The organism is Prevotella sp. CAG:255, assembly GCF_000431195.1.
Classification (GTDB): Bacteria; Bacteroidota; Bacteroidia; order Bacteroidales; family Bacteroidaceae; genus Prevotella; species Prevotella rara.
In genome coordinates, this window is sequence record NZ_HF986764.1 from 1 (window position 1) to 22,078 (window position 22,078).

The 22,078-nt window shown below is 34.2% G+C and carries 16 protein-coding genes and 2 tRNA genes; 12 read left to right on the plus strand and 6 right to left on the minus strand.

The genetic code is table 11. The annotated features are described in order from the left end of the window. Nucleotides 1-460: 460 nt before the first annotated feature. On the minus strand, nt 461-1,513 hold the full coding sequence (gene aroB / locus QVO66_RS00905; protein ID WP_021853485.1) for a 3-dehydroquinate synthase: 1,053 nt from the start codon (nt 1,511-1,513) through the stop codon (nt 461-463). 136 nt (nt 1,514-1,649) lie between these two features. Between aroB and QVO66_RS00910 the strand changes: the two genes are divergently transcribed. The 5 genes from QVO66_RS00910 (at nt 1,650) to QVO66_RS00930 (ending at nt 8,799) form a co-directional block, all read left to right on the plus strand. After that, nucleotides 1,650-4,589 (plus strand): TonB-dependent receptor, encoded by a 2,940-nt coding sequence (locus QVO66_RS00910; protein ID WP_021853486.1) that lies wholly within the window; start codon nt 1,650-1,652, stop codon nt 4,587-4,589. A 205-nt stretch (nt 4,590-4,794) separates the two neighbouring features. Then, on the plus strand, nt 4,795-5,709 hold the full coding sequence (locus QVO66_RS00915) for a glucosaminidase domain-containing protein (protein ID WP_021853487.1): 915 nt from the start codon (nt 4,795-4,797) through the stop codon (nt 5,707-5,709). Nucleotides 5,710-5,752: 43 nt separating this feature from the next. Beyond that, nucleotides 5,753-8,563, plus strand: coding sequence for an excinuclease ABC subunit UvrA (gene uvrA, locus QVO66_RS00920; RefSeq protein ID WP_021853488.1), 2,811 nt, complete (start codon nt 5,753-5,755; stop codon nt 8,561-8,563). An 86-nt stretch (nt 8,564-8,649) separates the two neighbouring features. Next, nucleotides 8,650-8,722 (plus strand) — tRNA-Thr (locus QVO66_RS00925). Nucleotides 8,723-8,726: 4 nt separating this feature from the next. Continuing rightward, nucleotides 8,727-8,799, plus strand: a tRNA-Gly gene (locus QVO66_RS00930). Nucleotides 8,800-9,275: 476 nt separating this feature from the next. On the opposite strand, the gene QVO66_RS00935 is transcribed toward QVO66_RS00930, so the two are convergent. From QVO66_RS00935 to QVO66_RS00955, 5 genes are all read right to left on the minus strand, one after another. Continuing rightward, the gene (locus QVO66_RS00935; protein WP_021853489.1) at nt 9,276-9,914 is read right to left on the minus strand and encodes a DedA family protein; all 639 of its coding nucleotides are present in this window, start codon (nt 9,912-9,914) and stop codon (nt 9,276-9,278) included. Between the two features lie 107 nt (nt 9,915-10,021). Then, nucleotides 10,022-10,594, minus strand: a complete 573-nt coding sequence (locus QVO66_RS00940) for a Maf-like protein (RefSeq protein WP_021853491.1) — start codon at nt 10,592-10,594, stop codon at nt 10,022-10,024. A 15-nt stretch (nt 10,595-10,609) separates the two neighbouring features. Next, nucleotides 10,610-11,128 (minus strand): KdsC family phosphatase, encoded by a 519-nt coding sequence (locus QVO66_RS00945; protein WP_021853492.1) that lies wholly within the window; start codon nt 11,126-11,128, stop codon nt 10,610-10,612. Further along, nucleotides 11,125-11,913, minus strand: coding sequence for a Rossmann-like and DUF2520 domain-containing protein (locus QVO66_RS00950; RefSeq protein ID WP_021853493.1), 789 nt, complete (start codon nt 11,911-11,913; stop codon nt 11,125-11,127). The genes QVO66_RS00945 and QVO66_RS00950 overlap by 4 nt, the downstream gene beginning before the upstream one ends. A 2-nt stretch (nt 11,914-11,915) precedes the next feature. Next, nucleotides 11,916-12,443: a nitroreductase family protein gene (locus tag QVO66_RS00955; protein ID WP_021853494.1), complete on the minus strand. Its 528-nt coding sequence runs from the start codon at nt 12,441-12,443 to the stop codon at nt 11,916-11,918. 107 nt (nt 12,444-12,550) lie between these two features. On the opposite strand from QVO66_RS00955, the gene QVO66_RS00960 reads away from it, so the two are divergent. The 7 genes from QVO66_RS00960 to QVO66_RS00990 all read left to right on the plus strand — a co-directional run bounded on the left by QVO66_RS00960 (nt 12,551) and on the right by QVO66_RS00990 (nt 21,315). Continuing rightward, entirely contained in the window at nt 12,551-13,525 is a 975-nt protein-coding gene (locus QVO66_RS00960) for a GNAT family N-acetyltransferase (RefSeq protein ID WP_021853495.1), read from the plus strand. Nucleotides 13,526-13,574: 49 nt separating this feature from the next. Then, on the plus strand, nt 13,575-15,950 hold the full coding sequence (locus QVO66_RS00965) for a TonB-dependent receptor (RefSeq protein ID WP_288172406.1): 2,376 nt from the start codon (nt 13,575-13,577) through the stop codon (nt 15,948-15,950). 277 nt (nt 15,951-16,227) lie between these two features. Then, complete coding sequence (locus QVO66_RS00970; RefSeq protein WP_082335228.1) at nt 16,228-16,644, plus strand: 2-amino-4-hydroxy-6-hydroxymethyldihydropteridine diphosphokinase; 417 nt, start codon at nt 16,228-16,230, stop codon at nt 16,642-16,644. Nucleotides 16,645-16,700: 56 nt separating this feature from the next. Then, nucleotides 16,701-17,999 (plus strand): M64 family metallopeptidase, encoded by a 1,299-nt coding sequence (locus QVO66_RS00975; RefSeq protein ID WP_021853499.1) that lies wholly within the window; start codon nt 16,701-16,703, stop codon nt 17,997-17,999. Then, complete coding sequence (locus QVO66_RS00980) at nt 17,996-18,583, plus strand: tetratricopeptide repeat protein (RefSeq protein ID WP_021853500.1); 588 nt, start codon at nt 17,996-17,998, stop codon at nt 18,581-18,583. Before QVO66_RS00975 ends, QVO66_RS00980 begins: the two co-directional genes overlap by 4 nt. 304 nt (nt 18,584-18,887) lie before the next feature. Continuing rightward, on the plus strand, nt 18,888-19,991 hold the full coding sequence (locus tag QVO66_RS00985; RefSeq protein WP_288172407.1) for a hypothetical protein: 1,104 nt from the start codon (nt 18,888-18,890) through the stop codon (nt 19,989-19,991). Between the two features lie 673 nt (nt 19,992-20,664). Next, on the plus strand, nt 20,665-21,315 hold the full coding sequence (locus QVO66_RS00990) for a DUF1847 domain-containing protein (RefSeq protein WP_021853502.1): 651 nt from the start codon (nt 20,665-20,667) through the stop codon (nt 21,313-21,315). Nucleotides 21,316-22,078 lie beyond the last annotated feature (763 nt).

The following is a 22,078-nucleotide window of genomic DNA, read 5'->3' on the forward strand; positions in this document are numbered from 1 at the left end:
GAGTCGCCACCATGACGACTCCAGGATAGTTCTTGCAATCAGTATAGGCGTAGCCATGTTGCTGAAGGGTTGCTCCTCAGCAGAACCCGTCCCTCGTCCAGCTACAACATAAAATTCACTTTTTTGATATGAAATACAAAATTGTCTGTTAACTTTGCATCATCACTTCTAAGGCAAACTTGCATCAGACACACTCAGTGAAACACTATCCCGTGAAAAGACCATCTTTCTTTCACTTGTGGAGATTGAGAAGAAATGGACACAGCCTATTCATAACTGGGGATTGATTATGAATCAGTTTATACTAATTTTTGAAAACAGAATCCAGATATAAGAAGTAACTTACAACTGAATCCTGTTTACATTTACACAAAATTTGGGACTGTGTCCTCAAATTTGAGTAAAGGCCTATTGTTTTATGTCTTTGATACATCAGGATATAGAATTTGCTAACAATTTTTTATAGGCCTTCTCTTATAAAATCAAATGATTCAAATATGTCTTCCTTTGATGCTGTGAAATTAATTTTTACTTTTCCAATATTTTCTAACAATGTAAAATTAATAGTATTAGCTGTATTTTTTTTATCATGTTTCATGAGTTCGTATAAGACTTCGTAATCGTCACAACTAAAATCATAAATTCCATAAATATGTTTTATGTAACTAACCGTCTGACGCATCTTTTCAATCGGGAATCCCACCTTAATTGTACAAAGATAAAGTTCACAAATCATACCATAGGCAACAGCATAGCCATGCAATATCGGAGATTGTTTTATCATTGAAAGTGATTCAAATGCATGACCTATCGTGTGCCCGAAATTAAGCGCTTTTCGCATACCGGTTTCATATGGATCATTCTTAACAATTTCTTCTTTAATTTTTATGCTATCCTCAAGAAGATATGATAAATCATTAAGATTTGGCGCTAAAATATCAAATGTAAGCAATTTACTCCAGATATCTTCATTACTAATTAAACTATGTTTTATCATTTCTGCATATCCAGAACAAATATTTTCGGAATCAAGCGTTTTTAAAAAATTTGTGTCAATAATTACTATATCAGAATTATTAAAAACCCCTATTTCATTTTTTAATCCGTTAAAATTTATTCCAGTTTTACCACCAACGGAAGCATCAACCATAGCCAATAGGGTAGTAGGTATGTTAATAAATTTGAGGCCCCGTTTAAATGTCGAGGCTGCAAATCCACCAAGATCTGTTACCATACCGCCACCTAAATTGATAATTAGAGAATATCGTGTAGCTTTTTGTTCGCTTAAATATCTCCATACGTGAGTAAGCGAGTTTATGTTTTTACTATTGTCTGTAGAACATATTGAGATAATACCGGCATTCTTAAGTGATGGGATATCACTAATTCTTGGCAAACAAAATTTCTCCGTAATATTATCAACGATTATAAAAACTTTATCGGGATTGAAAGATTTAATATGAAAATCAAGTTCAGCATTTAAGCATTTAGATATTATAATACTCTGTTTCATAATCATAAAGACATTATATGTGTTGCAAAGTTAGTCAAATTTATTCTAAATGAAAATTTTTATTCAACTTTTAATATATTGTTGATTAAACCAATAATTATATTTAACGTCTAAGACAATAAAATATAAGGTAAAAATGAAAAAGAAGATAATTCTACTATGCCTATTGATAATTTCATCAATAGATGTTTTTTCTCAAATTAACACTATAACAGGAAAGATTATAGACCGCGATACAAAGGAAGGCGTGATGATGGTTACGGTACAAATGTTGACACAGGATAGCACCTATATCTCTGGTGTTTTAAGTGATGAAAATGGTAAATTTAAGTTAACTGCACCTAAAAGAGGAAATTATATTCTAAAATTTACATGTGTAGGATATATACCATTGACAAAAACACTAAATGTTTCAACTGAGAAAAATATAGCATTAGGTGATATTACCTTTTCTGCTGATGCAATTATGTTAAAGGGAGCAACTGTCATAGGTCAAGCGCCGCCTGTGACAGTTCAAGAAGATACTTTTGTCTACAATGCTTCTGCATATAGAACTCCAGAAGGTTCTGTTGTAGAAGAATTGATAAAGAAATTACCAGGCGCTCAGATTGACGATGACGGAAAAATTACAGTAAACGGTAAAGAAGTAAAAAAAATACTTGTTGACGGTAAAGAGTTTATGACCGGAGATACTAAAACTGCATTAAAAAATTTACCAACATCTATTATAGACAAGATTAAAACCTATGACGAGAAAAGCGATTTGGCTAAAGTCACTGGCATAGATGATGGTGAAGAACAAACTGTATTAGACTTTGGAATAAAGAAAGGAATGAATAAAGGACTAATAGGAAACGCAGATGCATCGATAGGAACGCATAATAGATATGCCGAAAGATTGATGGGTGCCCTATTTAAGGATAAATCAAGAGTGATGCTTATGGGAAATGCCAATAATACTAATGATAAAGGCTTCCCAGGAGGAGGTGGAGGCGGACATTTTGGAGGTGGACTCCAAGGGTTGAATTCCTCAAAAATGATGGGCGCAAATTTTAACTATAATCGTAATAAGATATTCATTTTAGATGGTAGTATTAGATGGAATCATTCTAATGGTGACGTCAGAACAGAGCAATCAACTGAAAATTTCGTAAGTAACATCGGCTCTTTTTCAAATAGCTTTAATCAAAATTATACTCGAAGTAATAGTTGGGATGCTCGTTTGAGAATGGAATGGAAGCCTGATACGATGACCAATATTATGTTTCGTCCTACTATTAAGTATTCAACAAGTGATGGATTATCATTATCAACAAGTGCCTCATATAATGATGATCCATATTTATATGTTACTAATCCGTTGTCTCCTGAGTCAATATTACAAATGGCAGAAGATAGTTTAATGGTGAATACAAGGAAGAACAATTCTATAACATACTCTGAAAATAAAAGTTTAGGTATAATGTTGCAAATTAACAGAAAACTAAATTCTAAAGGTCGAAATGTAACATTGCGTACTAACGTTACTTATAATGATAATAAAAGCAAAAGTTTAAGTACATCAAATGTACATTTATATCAGATAAAAAATAGTTCAGGAGTTGATTCGGTATACCAAACAAATAGATATAATTTAACTCCAACAAAATCACTTAGCTATAATATTCAAGCAACTTATAGTGAACCAATATTTAAGACCATGTTTTTGCAATTTAGCTATAAATTTACTTATAACTATAACAAAAGTGATAGGGAAACTTTTGATTTCAGTAATTTAGGTGAGAATTTCTTTGATAATGTTATTAATGAATATAGAGGATGGAATAATTATCTAAGACTGTTAGAGAATCCACTTGACAGCTATCTGGATCCAGATTTAAGTAGGTATTCAGAATATAAGAACTACATTCATGATTTGCAAATAATGCTGAGAGTTATTAGACAAAAATACAATTTGAATATTGGATTCATGGCACAGCCACAAACTACACATTTCATTCAGAAATACCAAGGCATATATACAGATACAATAAGAAACGTTGTTAATGTCAGTCCAACATTAGATTTCAGATATCGTTTCTCAAAGTTGAGTAATTTGAGAATAAATTATAGGGGTACAACAACGCAACCTAATATGACAGACCTTATGGATATTACAGACGATAGTGACCCTTTAAATGTCACAAAAGGAAATCCTGGTCTTAAACCATCGTTCACCAATTCACTAAGATTATTTTATAATACATATTTACAGAATCATCAACGAGCTATAATGACGTACGTTAATTACCAAAATACACGTAATAGTATTAGTAATATGGTTACTTATGACGAGAAAACCGGAGGACGCATAACGCGACCAGAAAATATAAATGGAAATTGGAACATTTCAGGAGCATTCATGTTTAACACTGCAATCGATTCTATTGGGAAATGGAATATTAATACATTTACTAATATATCCTATAATAATTATGTTGGATATCTTGCTTTAGATAATAATTCTAATTCACAAAAAAATATAACTCGCACATCACAAATTAATGAACAACTGCGCACTAGTTATCGCAATGATTGGCTTGAAGTCATGCTAGATGGTTCATTAAACTATACTCATTCACGGAATTTATTACAAAGTGAAAGTAATCTTGATACATGGCAGTTTTCATACGGAGGTTCATTAAATATATATTTACCTTGGGGAACTAGTCTATCTACCGATTTACATGAAAATAGTCGCAGAGGATTTAATGACAATTCCATGAATACAAATGAATTAATTTGGAATGCTCAAATTAGTCAAGGATTCCTTAAAGGAAAGCCATTGACTATTTCTCTACAATTTTATGACATCTTACATAATCAAAGCAATTTCAGCCGAGTAATAACTGCTGTACAAAAAAGCGATACAAAATATAATAGTATAAATAGTTATGCAATGTTACATGTTGTTTATCGTATGAACGTATTTGGAGGAAAACAAGGCGATGACCCCAAAAGAAGAATCAGACCAGAAGGCATGTCAATAGGTCCTGGTGCAAGAGGGCATATCCCACATGAGTTTAGAGGTCGATAAACAAATATATAATATATTAGCGTATATTATAGTAGAAAATCTAAATTGATTACATACATCAATCTATTTTAGAATTATAAATTCTATTTTGTCTTTAAGATAAATGTATTATAGAATTTTATCTAATAAAATTTTGAAAAGATATATAAATGGCTTAAATTTGCATTAATTTGAACCTATATAAATTCATAACAAGATATTAAGGATGGGGAGATTTTTGATACTTTTTTTATGTACATTGACAAGTGTTGTGCTTAATGCTCAAATGAGGTGGAACTCTAAGTATCAAGCTTATATTGATAAATATAAAGATCTGGCTATTTCAGAGATGCTGAAATATAATATTCCTGCAAGTATTACTCTTGCACAAGGATTACTTGAGAGTGGGGCTGGAATGAGTGAGCTTACAAGAAAAGGGAATAATCATTTCGGTATAAAATGTCATGATTGGCTCGGAGCAACAACATACCATGATGATGATGAAAAACAGGAATGTTTTAGAGCGTATCGTGACGCATACGAAAGTTATGAGGATCATAGCAAATTCTTGGCACGCCAACCAAGATATAAAAAACTATTTTCACTTAAAAGAACTGACTATAAAGGTTGGGCACATGGATTAAAAAAGTGTGGATATGCTACGAACCCAAACTATGCAAAAAAACTTATTGGAATTATCGAATTGTATAAGCTACATAAATACGATCATGCTAAAAAGTATGATAAGTTCATGGTCGAGATGGCTGAAGTGAAAGACATTTCACCAGATACAAAATTGCATCCTATACATATTTATAATAAAAACTATTATCTTAAAGCAAGGCAGGGTGATACATTCAGATCCATTTCAAAGGAAGTTGGTATTTCATATAAGAAATTGGCAAAATACAACGAAAGAGATAAAAATGACAGATTAATACCAGGAGAAATCATTTACTTGAAAAAGAAACAAAATAAAGCCGAAAAAATATATAAAAACCGACCGCATAGAATTAAAGCCGGTGAAAGTATGTATTCTATAGCGCAATATTATGGTATTAGACTTTCTAGTCTTTATAAGATGAATAAATTGTCACCAGATTATAGCATAAAAGTTGGTGATTATTTAAAAGTAAGATAAATTACGCTAATCGGCATTATGATAAATATAAAATAATAAATCTATGACTAATTATATTGAATTAAAAAATATACGAGTAAATAATTTAAAGAATATTTCATTAAAAATTCCTCATAACAAGTTTATTGTTATAACAGGTGTTTCGGGTTCTGGCAAATCATCATTAGCCTTTGATACACTATATGCAGAAGGTCAAAGGCGCTATGTAGAAAGTCTTTCGTCATATGCAAGGCAATTTCTAGGCAGAATGAATAAACCAGACTTTGATTATATTAACAATTTGCCTCCAGCAATAGCTGTTGAACAGAAAGTTAATACGCGTAATCCGCGTTCTACAGTAGGTACCAGCACTGAAATATACGATTATTTAAGAATGCTTTATGCAAGGATTGGGCATACCTATTCGCCTATAACGGGCAAAGAGGTAAAAAAACATTCATTAAAAGATGTAGTAAATTGTATAATGTCCTTTTCAAAAGGCACAAAATTTGTAATATTATCACAATTGCATATAAATGAACAATATACACTAAAGAGGCAACTTCAAATATATCTTCAGCAGGGCTTCTCACGTATTTATCATAATCACGAGTTTTACAGAATTGAAGATATTTTAGAGTCTAATATAGAAATATCACAAGACGAATCATTTTTATTAATTGACAGACTATCTGTAAATGACGATTCTGATACGTTATCGAGAATCTACGATTCATTAGAAACTGCTTTTTTTGAAGGAAGCGGAGCATGCAGACTCGTATTTATCCCATCATATATTTCTTATGATTTCTCTGATAAGTTTGAAGCAGATGGAATACGTTTTGAAGAACCTAATGATAATATGTTCTCATTTAACACCCCATTTGGAGCCTGTCCTGTTTGTGAAGGTTTCGGTAATGTCATAGGAATTGACGAAAAACTAGTTATTCCAAATCCATCGCTAAGTGTGTATGAAGGATGCGTACAATGTTGGCATGGAGAAAAAATGGCAAAATGGAAAGATGAATTTTGTTATCTTGCTGCAAAAGACAACTTCCCTATTTTTGAACCATACTATAATCTGTCACAAAATCACAAAGATTGGTTATGGCATGGCTTACCGTCACAAAAAAATAAAAATACAGAAGAAAAAATCTGTATTGATTCTTTCTTCCAAATGGTAAAGGAGAATCAGTATAAGATCCAATATCGTGTTATGATGAGTAGATATAGAGGGAGAACAATATGTCCTGAATGTAAAGGTACTAGATTGAGAAAGGAAGCACATTATGTTAAGATTGGTGATAAAAGTATCAATAATTTAGTAGAAATGTCCATTGACAACCTTAAAAAATGGTTTGACAATTTAGAACTAAATGAAACAGAGAAAAAAATCAGTAAGCGACTTTTAGCTGAAATTAATAACAGACTACAATTTTTGTTAGATGTAGGATTAGGATATCTAACATTAAACAGGGCGTCTAATAGTTTGAGTGGTGGTGAAAGCCAACGTATTAATTTAACAACAGCTCTTGGAAGTAGCTTGGTGGGATCGCTATATATATTAGACGAACCTAGTATTGGTCTTCATAGTAAAGACACATATAAGCTTATTCATGTCTTAAAAGAATTACAATCACTAGGTAATACTGTAATTGTCGTAGAACATGACGAAGATATTATAAAAGCTGCTGATTATCTGATTGATCTTGGACCCGATGCAGGTGCTAATGGCGGAGAAATTGTTTTCAGTGGAAACCCGGCAAATTTAAGAAATAGCGATCTAGAGAATTATTCAAATAGTCATACACTGAAATTTTTATTTAATACGGATAAAATAGAAATCCCAAAAACACGTCGTTCTTGGAATAAAAAAATAATAATCAGGGGAGCTAGAATGAATAATCTAAAGGGGATTGATGTAGACATTCCTTTAAACATTTTAAATGTCATTACAGGAGTGAGTGGCTCGGGTAAATCTTCATTAATTAGGGGTATACTCTACCCTGCCTTAAAACGAAGATTAGATGAAGTAGCAGATATTCCAGGAGAATTTGCTTCTTTAGATGGAGATTGGACTGAAATAAAACATGTGGAAATGGTTAATCAAAATCCTATTGGGAAGAGTTCTCGCTCAAATCCTGTTACTTATGTTAAAGCTTTTGATGATATAAGACAACTTTTTGCGGAACAACCTTTGGCAAAACAAATGGGATTCACAGCACAATATTTCTCATTTAATGCTGAAGGTGGAAGATGTGAAACATGCAAAGGCACAGGAATAATTACTGTAGAAATGCAATTTATGGCAGATTTGGAGATAGTATGTGACAGTTGCCATGGTAAAAGATTTAAATCAGATGTTTTAGATGTAAAGTTTGCTGGCAAAAATATCTTCGACATCTTAAATATGACAGTTACAGAGGCTATAGATTTCTTTACAAAGAATAATAAAGTTAATATAGCAAACAAATTAAAGCCTTTAGACGATGTCGGTCTTGGATATATAAAATTAGGACAAAGTTCATCTACCCTATCAGGTGGAGAAAATCAACGTGTAAAATTAGCATATTTTCTTAGCCAAGAGAAATGTGAACAAACTTTATTTATTTTTGATGAACCTACAACAGGTCTTCATCTTCTTGATATAAAAAAATTACTAAAAGCTTTTGATGCCCTTATACAACATGGGCACTCAGTGATTGTAATTGAACATAATTTGGATGTCGTTAAATGTGCAGATAATATTATAGATTTAGGACCAGAAGGAGGAAATAAAGGTGGAAAACTTATTTTTGAAGGAACTCCCGAAGATTGCATAAAATGTGAATCAAGTATCACGGGAATATATTTAAAAGAGAAACTTATAAATTAAAAATAAGTTAAAACGCTAAAAATGGTTATCTTGGTTTTTCTTTAATACATAAAAAAATATTACCTTTGCACTGCTTTGAAAGGAATGCCGATATGGCTCAGTTGGTAGAGCAATTCATTCGTAATGAATAGGTCCCGGGTTCGAGTCCCGGTATCGGCTCTTTGCGGTAATAGCTCAGTTGGTAGAGCACTAGCTTCCCAAGCTGGGGGTCGCGAGTTCGAGCCTCGTTTACCGCTCGAAATCAGATTAAAAATAGTTCTCCACTTTTAATTATTTATTGAAGATTGTTTTCTTTACTTTCTAACCCAATAAATATAAACCCTATTAGATTTTTAAATATTATTGTCTGGATATCCCAAAAAATCAGAGTGTTTTTATCAAAAATTGATAAAAACATAAATTCTTTATACAGGCGTATTTGTACAGAACAGATAATAAGTCAATTGAAATCATATTACAGATTGAACCACAACCCTTATAAAGGTGGATGTGAGATACCATGAAGTTTTTCTGGTAGCAGTGGTTTATAACTTCAAAAGAGAAATGAAAACCCTTTGGTGCATGTTTCAAAAAATATGCGAGATACTGTGTCAGAACAATATCTTGCAAAAATTGGCTTTTAGGGACGAATAAATATAAAAATATATGCTACACCTTATTGCGGACTAAACAAATATGGTGTAGCATATCAAATCAATTATATCTGTAATACTTACTTCTTCTTCAATCCTTTATATACCAATACGCCAATAACAACTACAGCCAGCCCTAATAGCACATATCCAATCTCATGACTATATTGTGTTGCACGTTCATAAACATCTGCTGTCGTCTTTAAGTCTGTAAAGCGATAAATCAAATATCCCAACAGAGCAAGTATGGAGTTCCATACTCCAGCACCGAGCGTTGTATACAACAAAAAATGATCTAGCCTCATTCCAGCCAAGCCTGCAGGAATACTGATAAGCTGACGAACGGCTGGTATAAGTCTGCCAAAGAATGTTGACGCTGCACCATGTTGACGAAAATACATCTCAGCGTGTTCAACTTTTGCGCGGTCTATTAAACACATATGCCCCAAACGGCTGTCGGCAAACTTATAGACAATTGGTCTGCCAAGCCAACGTGCAAGATAATAATTAACCAATGCACCAAGATCTGCACCTATAGTGGCAAAAACAACAACCATGAAAATATTCATGCTATCATCTGCCATTGCTTTCCATGCTGCTGGGGGCACAACCACCTCAGATGGAAAGGGTATGAAAGAACTTTCTATTGCCATAAATACTGTTACAACCCAATAGTTCAAATTCTCAAGTACCCATCTAAATAATTCTGCTGAATCCATTTAATTAAAATATTTTTTTTGCAAAGTTATTGCTTTTATACATAAAAAACAAGAAAGACACTGATTAAGAGCAAAATTCGTAGTATATTCCTATCATGCCCGGTAAATCAAAATTCCTGTAGTTCTTTATATATTCTCTGTACAGGTAATCCCATGACATTAAAATAACTGCCTTTAATAGAGGTAACACCTATATATCCTATCCATTCTTGGATGCCATAAGCACCGGCTTTATCTAAAGGTTTATAATGCTCAACATAATAGTTGATTTCTGAATCAGACAATGACTTAAATGCAACATCAGTTACAACGGAAAAATGCTTTTGCTTAACCAAAGACGTAAGACACACACCTGTAACCACGTGATGAACTTTTCCGCTCAACTCATGTAAAATACGTTTTGCGTCATCTAGGTTTTTAGGTTTACCCAAGACCTCATCACCTAATATTACAACTGTATCTGCTGTAATAATCAGATTATTTGGTTCTATTATGCTTTTATATGCTTCTGCCTTTTTTGTTGAAATATATTCAGCAATTTCCATGACTGGCATATCTTCAGGATACGATTCGTCAATACCTGGTATTACATGTATGTCAAAATCAAGATCTAGCCCGGCTAAGAGTTCCTTTCGTCTTGGACTATTACTACTTAATATTATATGATAATCCTTTTTCATAACATTATTCATAAATTACCATCCAAAGGCAACAGCACTATCAAGCCATTTACCCTGAGCCCTAAGAACCTGTTCAATTACATCACGGGCACAGCCATACCCTCCTCTATAATTGCTAATATACTTACTTATAGACTTGATGTCAGCACAAGCGTCTGCCGGACAACATGGACAACCACAACGTGACATAACCTCATAATCAGGTATATCATCACCCATATATAAAATATCTTCGTCTTTTAAGTCATATTTAGCCAGAAATTCATTATACACCTTTATTTTAACAGAACATCCCATAAATATATCGGTTACCCCCAAACGCTCATAACGTATTTGTACACTTTGTGTAGTTCCTCCTGTAAGTATTACTATACGCAGACCTTGTTTTACTGCCAACTGAATAGCATATCCGTCTTTTATGTTCACTGTGCGCATAGGTTCACCTGATAAATGAAGGGGTATTGTTTCTGCGCTTAGGACTCCGTCCACGTCAAATATTATTGCACGTATCTTTTTTAAATCATAATTAATCATTTATTATCTCCTTTCTTCTGTGCCACATGATGTATGCTTATGCTCATGCATTCATATATTTGTTTGAAAATAGGATTATCTCGTAACATTTCAGACTGCATTCTGATGATATTCTGATCATATCTAACAGCAGGCCCAGTCTGTGCCTCATCCGGTTTCATATGATGAACCTTGTTTGCAGTTTCTTCAATTAAAGGCAGCATTACATCAAACGGTATATCATGTTTACCCAAAAGCTCTGAAGATATTTCATAGCAATGATTTACAAAATTACAAGCAAAAACGGCTGCCAGATGTAAATGCTTTCGAGCCTCGGACGACAGGATATACACACGATCAGATATGCTATCTGCTAAATGATGGGATGTTTCAAAGGCTAAATCATCAACACCTTCAACAAAGAAAGGTATGTTCTTAAAGTCCAATAACTTAGTCTTTGAGAATGTCTGCATTGGATAAAGAACTCCATAATGTTGTGCCATACCCTTAAACACATCCAAAGGAACACTACCTGATGTATGTAAGAATATCTTATCGTCGCGCCCGTTACACAACGAAGGTATTATATCGGCAATAGCACTATCTTTTACTGAAATTATATAAACGTCAGCATCCTTTGTTACGTCTTCAATATTTATCACTGGAGCCCCGCCTAAAGCAGTTGCCAGTGTTGAAGCAGACTCAAATGTACGACTATACACCTGTAATATGTCATTGCCGGCACTATGCAGAGCATTTCCTAAATTCGTTGCAAGATTACCGGCACCAATAAAGACAATTTTCATCATTAAAATTTATTTATATGCACATTCTCCCATTTTAGAGCCTCTTCATCTTGCAAGGCACGCTCTTCATTTTTATGGCCAAATCCCACAACGCATAAAACATTGTAATTTTCAGGAATATCTAAAATACCTCGGATTACGGTATCGGCAGATGTTCCGTCAGACAGGCCACGTCCGCGCATCTGTGCCCAACAAGAGCCTAATCCGAGTTCTTCAGCCTGAAGCTGCATTGCCAAAGCTGCAATAGCTCCATCTTCAATCCAGCAATCATTCTGTAATGGCTCACCTAATATGACTATTGCCAAAGACGATTTCGCAAGAAATTTTGCACCCATATCTTTCGCATCAGATAATTTCTCGATTGCCATCTTATCATCTACGACAATAAAGTGCCATGAACGTCGCCCCTTTGAAGTTGGTGACATCAAAGCTGCGCGTAATATCAGCTTAACATCTTCTGAGTCTATTTCTTCGTTGGTAAAATTCCTGTAACTACGTCGTTTCTGAACTAATTCTTTAAAACTATTCATCTATGTAAATGCATTTGATTTATTAAAGGTCTGCAAAGTTAGACATTTATAATTCAAATCAAGACATAACTTATTGATTTTTAGAAAAGATTTATTATTTTTGCGGTATGAATGAAATAAAAATCGTCATTATTTCAAAAAGTGAGAACTTGCCGTCAATGCAATGCAAAAAATTGTTTCACAGCGACGAAATGTTTAAAATCATAGAAAAGACCCCTGGTCAAAAACCATATATGGTCATTGCATATGATAAAGAAAATATCGTTGCACACATGCTTGTAATGTTAAGGCGCAGGGGGTCATTATTTCCGCCATATCTCTTTACACAGGGAAGAGCGTATGGCGAAGGCGAATATTCTCCTGATTGCAATAATAAAGAAGAGATATTTGGCGAAATGCTGAAAAGCATCACAAGAGAATTACGCAAAGCTCTTTGCCTTTATATTGAATTCAGTGACCTCAGTACAAAAATGTTTGGATACAGCAAATTCAGAAATAATGGCTTTTTCCCTGTTCACTGGATGGAAATACACAATTCGCTGCATAGCATGAAACCAGAAAAACGACTCACATATAAAATGAGGAAATTACTTATTAATGCAAACAGAGCCGGATTAAAGACGAATATATCAACAACGGACAAAGAGCTAAACGATTTTTTCAAAATATTGAAGAATTATATTTCAATAAAGATCAGAAGATATATACCTGACATAAAATTATTTCGTGAAATGCTGAATAACGGATGCTGCAATCTGTTTACCACTACGCATAAGGGCACAATGGTTGGCGGGTGTATTTGTGTTTATTCAGAAAGTAATTGTTATATGTGGTATCTTGCTGCTAAAAAGAATTTCTTTACGAAACGAACGAATGCAATAACCGCTTGGACTGCAATAAGACATGCATATGCCGAAGGGTACAATCATATTTATTTCATGGACGTAGGACTGCCGTTCAAAAGAAATAATTTTAGAGAATTCATATTAAGTTTCGGAGGTAAACCTGTCGGTACATACAGATGGTTCAGATGTTCAATAAAATGGATTAACAAGCTTCTTTCTTGGTCATACAGAGAATAATCATACCTGCTGAAAACAATAATCGTGAACAATCCTCGTTATATACGAGATGAAAATAAAACAATTATATATAACATTATTGATGCTTTTATGCGTTATAAGCATAAAGGCGCAGACGTTCACCCTGCAGGGAAAGGTTACTGACAGCAACATGAGTCCTGTGGAATTGGCAACTGTTTCTGTAATTGAGCAGGGAAAAATGACAATGACTAATCTGAAAGGAGAATTCTCGATACACCTGCGCTCAGCTGACAGTGTTGTTGTCAGATTCTCCATGGTTGGCTATAAGACAAAAACGCGAGTATTAAGACGTCCAAGAGGAAAACAGACTCTTCTGATTCAGCTATATGACGATAATCAACTCGCCGGAATAACTGTCACAGAAAAAAAGAGGCAGACCGGAAGCACCCAACAGCTTGAAACTAAGGATATAAAGAATACTCCAAGCGTTACAGGTAATGCCGTTGAAGAGCTTATTCAATCACAAGCCGGTGTATCCACACATAGTGAGCTTTCTTCACAATATAACGTGCGAGGTGGAAGCTTTGATGAGAATAGTGTATATATTAACAATGTAGAAATTTACCGGCCTTTCCTGGTAAGAAGTGGTCAACAGGAAGGTTTGTCAATAATCAATCCTGACATGGTTGAATCAATTGGCTTCTCAACAGGTGGTTTCGAGGCTAGATATGGTGATAAAATGTCGTCTGTTCTTGATATAAAATACAAGAAGCCCAAGAAGTTTGAAGCTAACGTTGCAGCCAATCTTCTTGGCGCCAGTGCATTTGTTGGCTTTAGCACAAAGAAGTTTTCATGGAGCAACGGCATCAGATACAAGACAAACAAATATCTTCTTGGTTCACTTGATACAAAAGGAGAATATCAGCCTAACTTCCTAGATTATCAGACGTATCTTACTTATGAACCGACAAAAAATTGGTCGATAGAGGTTATCGGTGACATCTCTGAAAACCATTATAACTTTTATCCGGAAGACCGCGAAACAAAATTTGGCACAATGGAGAATGTCAAATCGTTCAAGGTATTCTTCGATGGTCAGGAAAAAGACGTATTCCGCACATATTTCGGTTCATTGAGTATATCAAGAAAGTTTGGCGAGAAAACAAAGTTATCACTTATCGCATCTGCTTTTCATACCAATGAGCAAGAAAGATATGACATACAAGGCCAGTATTGGCTTACACAGACAGAAACGAGCGAAAACCTTGGCGTTGGTACATATATGGAGCATGCACGCAATTACCTTAAAGCGACTGTCAAAAGCATAAAGTTTGCTCTTGAACATAAGACAAAGAAGCATGACATCCAAGCCGGACTGACTTACAGAATAGAAAATATAACTGAAGACAGCAAGGAATATGAAATGCGTGATTCAAGCGGTTATAGCATCCCTCACACGGGTGAAGATCTTTATATGATTTATTCTCTAAAAGCGAAAAATACGCTTGATGCAAACAGACTGGAGACTTACATACAAGACACATGGCGTTTCAGCAGCAAAGGTGAACATACATTCTTTACGCTTAATTACGGAATAAGATTTAGTCATTGGAACTTTAATAAAGAAAGCATCATTAGTCCGCGAATATCTCTAGGTATAGTTCCGGCATTCAATCATGACGTAACAATGAGATTTGCCACGGGTATCTATTATCAGGCACCATTCTACAAGGAACTTCGAGATACAACAACTATAAACGGAATAACATACGCCACTCTGAACAATAAGATAAAGAGCCAGCGTTCTATTCATTTTATTGCAGGCTTTGACTATCGCTTCAAGATGAAGGATCGTCCGTATAAGTTTACAGCAGAAGCTTACTATAAGGCTTTGTCGAATCTTGTTCCTTACACGGTAGACAACGTAAAGATTGTGTATGATGCCAGCCAGCAATGCAGTGGACATGCCATGGGACTTGATTTAAAACTTTACGGAGAATTTGTACCTGGTACAGACTCCTGGGTAAGCCTTTCGCTAATGAACACCAGAATAAATATTAACGGAAAGAGTATACCTCTGCCAACAGACCAAAGATATTCGTTAAATCTATTCTTTACTGATTACTTCCCTGGAACAGACAGATGGCGGATGTCACTTAAATTGGCATTTGCCGATGGTCTTCCTTTCGGTGCACCTCACAGACAACTTGACGAGCAGCCTTTCCGTGCTCCTGCGTATAAGCGTGCAGATATCGGTATGAGTTACAGGCTTTTGAACAATGAGAAAGGTGACCGCAAGTCTATTTTCAAGAATATATGGCTCGGTATTGATTGTCTTAATCTTTTGGGTATAAATAACGTCAACTCATATTATTGGATTACAGACGTAACCAATCAACAGTATGCCGTACCTAATTACCTTACCGGACGGCAGATAAACATCAAAGCGTCATTTGAATTTTAAAAGCAAGGATGCATAAGAGCAATAAATAAAAACAGATTTGGCAATTTTAGGTTAAGTACAAATTGCTATTCGGAATCAGATATGATTAGCATATTACATGCCTGATTTCATAAAAATATTTGTTCTTATGCATCCTTTCTTATATTTTATATTTTCCGGCATAAACACAAAATGTCTTTTAGTTATCTTTTATTTTGCTTTTAGTCAAAATTGCATTAATTTTGCAATTATGATTAACTTGCGTGTCTTGTGAAACAAAAGCGTGCATTTAAAGTGTATGCTCACAGCACATCAACAATATTTCAAACTCATGACCGAGAACAAGAAACTGATATTGTCGCTTGGAAGCAATTACGATCAGGAGCGAAACATCATAGAAGCAATATCGCTGCTAAACAAGATGTTCGCCAAAAACGATATTGTTTTCAGCAGACAAATGTGGACCAATCCTGTAGACATAAAATCGGATAAATTTCTTAATTGCATGCTGTTCACCCATACTTCATGCGGACTAGATGAAGTGGAACGCAGCATAAAAGAAATTGAATGTATCTGTGGCAGGAAAAATGATGAGAAAGACAAGAATATTGTAAAGATTGACATTGACATCCTGCTATATGGCGATAAAAGACTGCACGACAAAGACTGGACACGCGGATACGTGAAGGAATTGATGAAAGAATGTCCTTTCTGAAAGTTGCAGACGAAACAACTTAATTGATTGAATATAAACTTTTTACATAATATATTATGAAAAAATATAGCGTAAATATTTTAACGATATTGTCAATGCTCCTATTCTGTGCCACGAACGGATTTTGTCAGACATTTGACGAGTATTTTACAGATAAGACCCTGAGAATAGATTATATATTTTCAGGCAACGCAAAGCAACAGACTATAAGTCTAGACAAACTAAACACTATGCCACGATGGTATGGCAAAAGGCAAAGGTTAGCCCAGGTTCCCGTTGAAGGCAATGGCCAAATAACAGTCAGGCCACATAATTCGGACAAAATCATATACAGAAACTCCTTCTCTACCCTGTTTCAAGAATGGCTGTCATATGATGAGGCAAAAACTACAAGCAAATCATTTGAGAATGTTTTCCTTGTACCAATGCCCAAGGATACCATCGATATTACAGTTGATTTATATAATAACAGGCGTGAAAAAAGTGCTACGTTTACACACACAGTTGCTCCTTCCGACATACTTATAAGGCACATTGGTGAGCATGATATAACTCCATATAAAGTTATCCAGCAGGCAGCTGACACAACCAAATGTATCCATATTGCATTTGTTGCCGAAGGATACACAAAAGATGAGATGAATGTTTTTCTCAACGATGTAAATATTGCCACAGAAGCACTCTTTGCCCATGAGCCTTTTAAGTCTAAACGTAAGTGTTTTAATATAGTAGCGGTAGAATCAGAATCAAAGGAAAGCGGAACAAGCGAACCTTCAAAGGGTATATGGAAGAATACGGCACTGCACTCTCATTTCGACACATTCTACAGTAACAGATATCTTACGACCTTAAATATTAAAGAACTCCATGATTGGCTTGCAGGCATCCCTTATGAGCATATCATCATATTGACAAATACAAACGAATATGGTGGCGGCGGTATTCTCAACTCTTATGTTCTGTCAATGACACATCACAAACAATTCAAACCGGTCGTTGTACATGAGTTTGGCCACAGTTTCGGAGGTCTTGGCGACGAGTATGCTTACGAGCAAGAACAGATACCGATGTATCCTCATGACGTAGAGCCATGGGAACCCAATATCACCACACTAAAAGACTTTCACGGCAAATGGGAGAACCTGATAAAGCCAGGAACCCCTACCCCAACTCCAGAAAGTACAGATCCACAAACAATACAAAACAGGGTCGGACTATTTGAAGGGGCCGGTTATAGTCTCAAAGGTGTTTACCGAGGCGTACAAGACTGCAGAATGCGCACAAACGAAAATCCTGAATTTTGCATCGTCTGCCGTAATGCCCTAACCAACTTGATTGACTTTTATACAAAATGAGATATTTACTGATTCTGATATTCTCATTACTAACATTGCAAAGTCATTATGCTGTCGGACAAAGCAACAAATCAGACTCAAAAATATTGGAACGTGCCTTAGACTATTTTGCAGGTGAAAAATATCATGAGGCGTTGTTGCTACTGAAAAAGCTTGATGAAAAGTATAATCTAAATCCTAGGTTCAAGGCATATTTGGGCGTCTGCTACTTTCATGAATTCGATTATGAAAAAGCGTGCAGTTATCTTGATGAAACGATAAATCAGCTCGATGTATATTCGCCTGCAGAGAGAAGTGTCTATTATAATGTTGCCGCTGAAAGCCATTTCATGCTTAACGAGTATGAAAAAGCAATTCCTTTATACGAAAAGAAACTGCTGGTTTGCTGCAATGAAGAAAAAGGCGACATATACTACAGGCTTGGCTTCTGCTATATGTTTAACAGCAAATGGGAATGTGCAGCTGAATATTTCAAGTCCGCCATGAGCTATTACACCACTTTCAATGCAGGGCAGAAAACTACAAGAATGGCTCAGCTCGATAAGATGATTAAAGGATGTGAGGAAAATGCAGGCAAGCTATAATTACAATTTAAAGATATTGCCGGATATGTTTGTGCATATCCGGCAATATCTTTTTATATCTTCATTATTTGCAAATAACGTTCTTTAGAAGAATATCATTGTTCATTTGAAATTTATAAAATTTTTATACAGAATGTTGCAAGATAATGAGCTATATCAAGAAATAGCAGATGGTATGGCAACATATATAAAGTATAAAATGTACTTAATGAATAAAAATACACATCAAATCCAATAAATTATCATTATTATTGCTAAAAATAAATTTTAATCATATCTTTGTAGAAATTAATAAGCGGACTCCATGATGAACATAGCAAAAAGTAAAATACTGCAATTGACGGAAAAATATGCAACGTCCTCACATATAAATTTTATAGTCAGAAGAATATTCTTCTTCTTTATAATTATCGGAACTATGGCAATGCTATTCTCTTTCACATCTATGCCACATAAAAGACTTGCAGATGAAAGAGAAGATTCTGTAGCACAGGATGAAGACTCCGTAGTGTCGGTAATCGCATGGTTTAATAAAAATGACACCATGACATATTGGATAAATGAGAGCACATGGGATATAAGAAAAGGTGACACAATAAAGACAGCCGGAATAAATACTAAAATTATGATAACCGTAACAGACTCCACCAAGAAGGGATATGATATGGAATATTCCTTTCTTGACTTTAAAACTGATTCTGTTAAAGATTCATGGAAACAAAATCTCCTAAATGAGGCACTTAATAAATATAAAGAAGCAATAAAAGGCACAACCATAAAATTCAGGACAGACATATATGGCAAAATTATCAAATATGATAACCTTAATGAGATAAAAAAGCAGTCAAAGCAGCTTTTCATGGAAACTATTAAAGAGATGTCTATCATTGATAGTTTGGCTGTTGCAGGTATTGATATTAAAACTTTATTAAAAGATGTTGACGCGGATAGACTTGTACAAGGATATATAGATGAACTTGAGTTGATGTTTAAACATCACGGGACGACATATAACATCGTCAGTATAACAAATCATTCAGATGCCACTGAAGATGATTATGAAACAGACTCCTATGTGTCTGTTTCGGAAAACAATGAAACTTATGACTACAGAATCGTGGTCGACGTTAACAAATACATTCCGAAAGATGACATAAAGGCTATAATCGAAGGGGTGGCCAGTGCTTATTTGGATGAAGATAAATTTAATGAGGTTAAAGAGGATATGGATGAAAATTTTGATAAGCAGGTATCAGATGATTTACTATATAATACTTATCTTTCAATAGACTATTTCTATGACGGCTGGCCCAAAGAAATAATTAAGCAAGAGAAAAGAGTCATAGGTAAGATAGGAAAGTTTTCTCAAAAATATATCACGTGGGACTGCCGTAATGTCAGACATTAATTTTAATACGGAAAGCTAAATTTAAATTTTCTATTTTGATACATAAGACGACATTTTACTGTCATTATGTCATTCTCGTTTTGTCATAAATTCCTGCAAAATTAGAAAAACAAGAACCTTAAAATATGCTGATTAGGTAAAATATATTTACGTTATTAAATAAATGGCATACTTTTATAATGCAATTCAGCCACTTTTATGATTCAATTCAGTAGTTTTAATGGTGTACATAGGCAAGTTTTCATATTAAAATAAGGTCATTTTTTCATAATATCAGGCTCATTTTATTGCACATAAATTCATAAAATCATATAATCCTCTGTAAATCAAACGCTTGCTTATGCACACATAGAAAGACGATTTTTACAGACAAATGATTTATATTTTCAAATATCTCAATCTGAGAGCTTTATAGGAAATCAGATGGAAAGCAAGTGCACGTTATTATTGTCATTATGATATTTAAGGAAAAAGTGTGTTGCAAATATCATAATAGATCAAAGAAACGGGATGAGCATATTATCAATCCAATACGGACTATAAGCAAAAAAATACATGCACAGAAAATATTTATTATCGAGTATTGATGTTCAAACAAATTACAAAATAATGATATAGATACGAAATAAATAATGTACTTTTGCCATCAGCAAAATTTAAATATATAGACAGCATGGAAAAAGGAATAAATAATGAGCATAGTTGCGTGGATTGCGGCACACAAAACTGCAAATATAAAAATCGTACATATCCAGAATTCTGTCTTACAACAAATTTGGATGAAAGCGACAGGTTATGGGCATTGGAAAAATATGAGGAATCCAATAATAAAGCCATAATGATTGCAAGTGCCGAAGTAGAATATGAAGGGTATTGCAAATGGACAAGAGTGCAAGAAATTATGGAATTTGCACATAAAATAAATGCAAAACGTATCGGCATAGCCAACTGTATCGGTTTAATTAATGAAGCACGTATCTTTGCAAAGATATTGCGCGCAAATGGATTTGAGCCATTTGCTGTTATTTGTAAAGTTGCCGGGCAGTCTAAAACGTCGGTCGGAATACCTTCTGAATGTGAAAATATTGGTGCTGCTATGTGCAATCCTATATTACAAGCCCGCTTGCTCAATCAAGCCAACACAGATCTAAATGTTGTTATCGGATTATGCGTTGGTCACGACAGCCTATTTTATAAATACTCCAACGCTTATGTAACAACACTTGTAACTAAAGACCGTGTCACAGGAAACAATCCTGCAGCAGCATTATATACTGCAAATTCATACTACAACAAAAAATTCTTTAAAAAAGCTATTGAATAGACCGATATGAATAGTTTTCTATTCATGTCGGTCTATAAAAATTAGTTAGTATTTTCATACATCTATCCTAATTCATAAACAAGAATTAGGTATATAAAAAATGAAATACTACAAATTATATGTTTGCAGCAGATTTCATCATTATTGTATTGACATAATTCATATCATTTTACTAATTCAAGCACTATTTATTATAATTCCGACAAAAAGGACAAAAATGCGTAATAAAACATACAATTATTTAATATTACTGCACATAATGATAGCAACGTGTATTTATTATTCTTGCAAAATAACATTCTTTTCAAAAATTATATACATAAATGTTATAGCATGCAATTAAAATTAATTGTATAATAGGATGTAAACTTCCTTTTTGTCAAAATAATGAAATAATTTGAATTAGTTAAAATAACAGAGAAAAAGAGGACACAAACTGGCGGAAAACCTTAAGTGTTAATTTACATTATATTATTTTTTTTGACTAAAAATAAAAAAATGTCTACAAATTCTTTTGATTTAAAATATTTTTGTCTAACTTTACACGCATAAACTTGTCATCTTTGAACTGCAAGATGAGACTAAACGCAATAAACATATGGATGAATTACCTGAATTTGCAATCAACAAATTGACTGGCAACAGAGCTGGTCGCAATATTCAAAAAATAAGTATTGGTAAGATAGCAAGTGATTACTTGCTTGGAGGTCTATATACACTAAAGTGAATTAGATATAATTAAACCGGCTCACCCGATAAATAG

Coding starts and splice junctions, on each gene's coding strand:
- aroB (WP_021853485.1), bottom strand. CDS start 1,513: ATGAAACAGAGTATTATAATATCTAAATGCTTAAATGCTGAACTTGAT.
- QVO66_RS00910 (WP_021853486.1), top strand. CDS start 1,650: ATGAAAAAGAAGATAATTCTACTATGCCTATTGATAATTTCATCAATA.
- QVO66_RS00915 (WP_021853487.1), top strand. CDS start 4,795: ATGGGGAGATTTTTGATACTTTTTTTATGTACATTGACAAGTGTTGTG.
- uvrA (WP_021853488.1), top strand. CDS start 5,753: ATGACTAATTATATTGAATTAAAAAATATACGAGTAAATAATTTAAAG.
- QVO66_RS00935 (WP_021853489.1), bottom strand. CDS start 9,914: ATGGATTCAGCAGAATTATTTAGATGGGTACTTGAGAATTTGAACTAT.
- QVO66_RS00940 (WP_021853491.1), bottom strand. CDS start 10,594: ATGAAAAAGGATTATCATATAATATTAAGTAGTAATAGTCCAAGACGA.
- QVO66_RS00945 (WP_021853492.1), bottom strand. CDS start 11,128: ATGATTAATTATGATTTAAAAAAGATACGTGCAATAATATTTGACGTG.
- QVO66_RS00950 (WP_021853493.1), bottom strand. CDS start 11,913: ATGAAAATTGTCTTTATTGGTGCCGGTAATCTTGCAACGAATTTAGGA.
- QVO66_RS00955 (WP_021853494.1), bottom strand. CDS start 12,443: ATGAATAGTTTTAAAGAATTAGTTCAGAAACGACGTAGTTACAGGAAT.
- QVO66_RS00960 (WP_021853495.1), top strand. CDS start 12,551: ATGAATGAAATAAAAATCGTCATTATTTCAAAAAGTGAGAACTTGCCG.
- QVO66_RS00965 (WP_288172406.1), top strand. CDS start 13,575: ATGAAAATAAAACAATTATATATAACATTATTGATGCTTTTATGCGTT.
- QVO66_RS00970 (WP_082335228.1), top strand. CDS start 16,228: ATGCTCACAGCACATCAACAATATTTCAAACTCATGACCGAGAACAAG.
- QVO66_RS00975 (WP_021853499.1), top strand. CDS start 16,701: ATGAAAAAATATAGCGTAAATATTTTAACGATATTGTCAATGCTCCTA.
- QVO66_RS00980 (WP_021853500.1), top strand. CDS start 17,996: ATGAGATATTTACTGATTCTGATATTCTCATTACTAACATTGCAAAGT.
- QVO66_RS00985 (WP_288172407.1), top strand. CDS start 18,888: ATGATGAACATAGCAAAAAGTAAAATACTGCAATTGACGGAAAAATAT.
- QVO66_RS00990 (WP_021853502.1), top strand. CDS start 20,665: ATGGAAAAAGGAATAAATAATGAGCATAGTTGCGTGGATTGCGGCACA.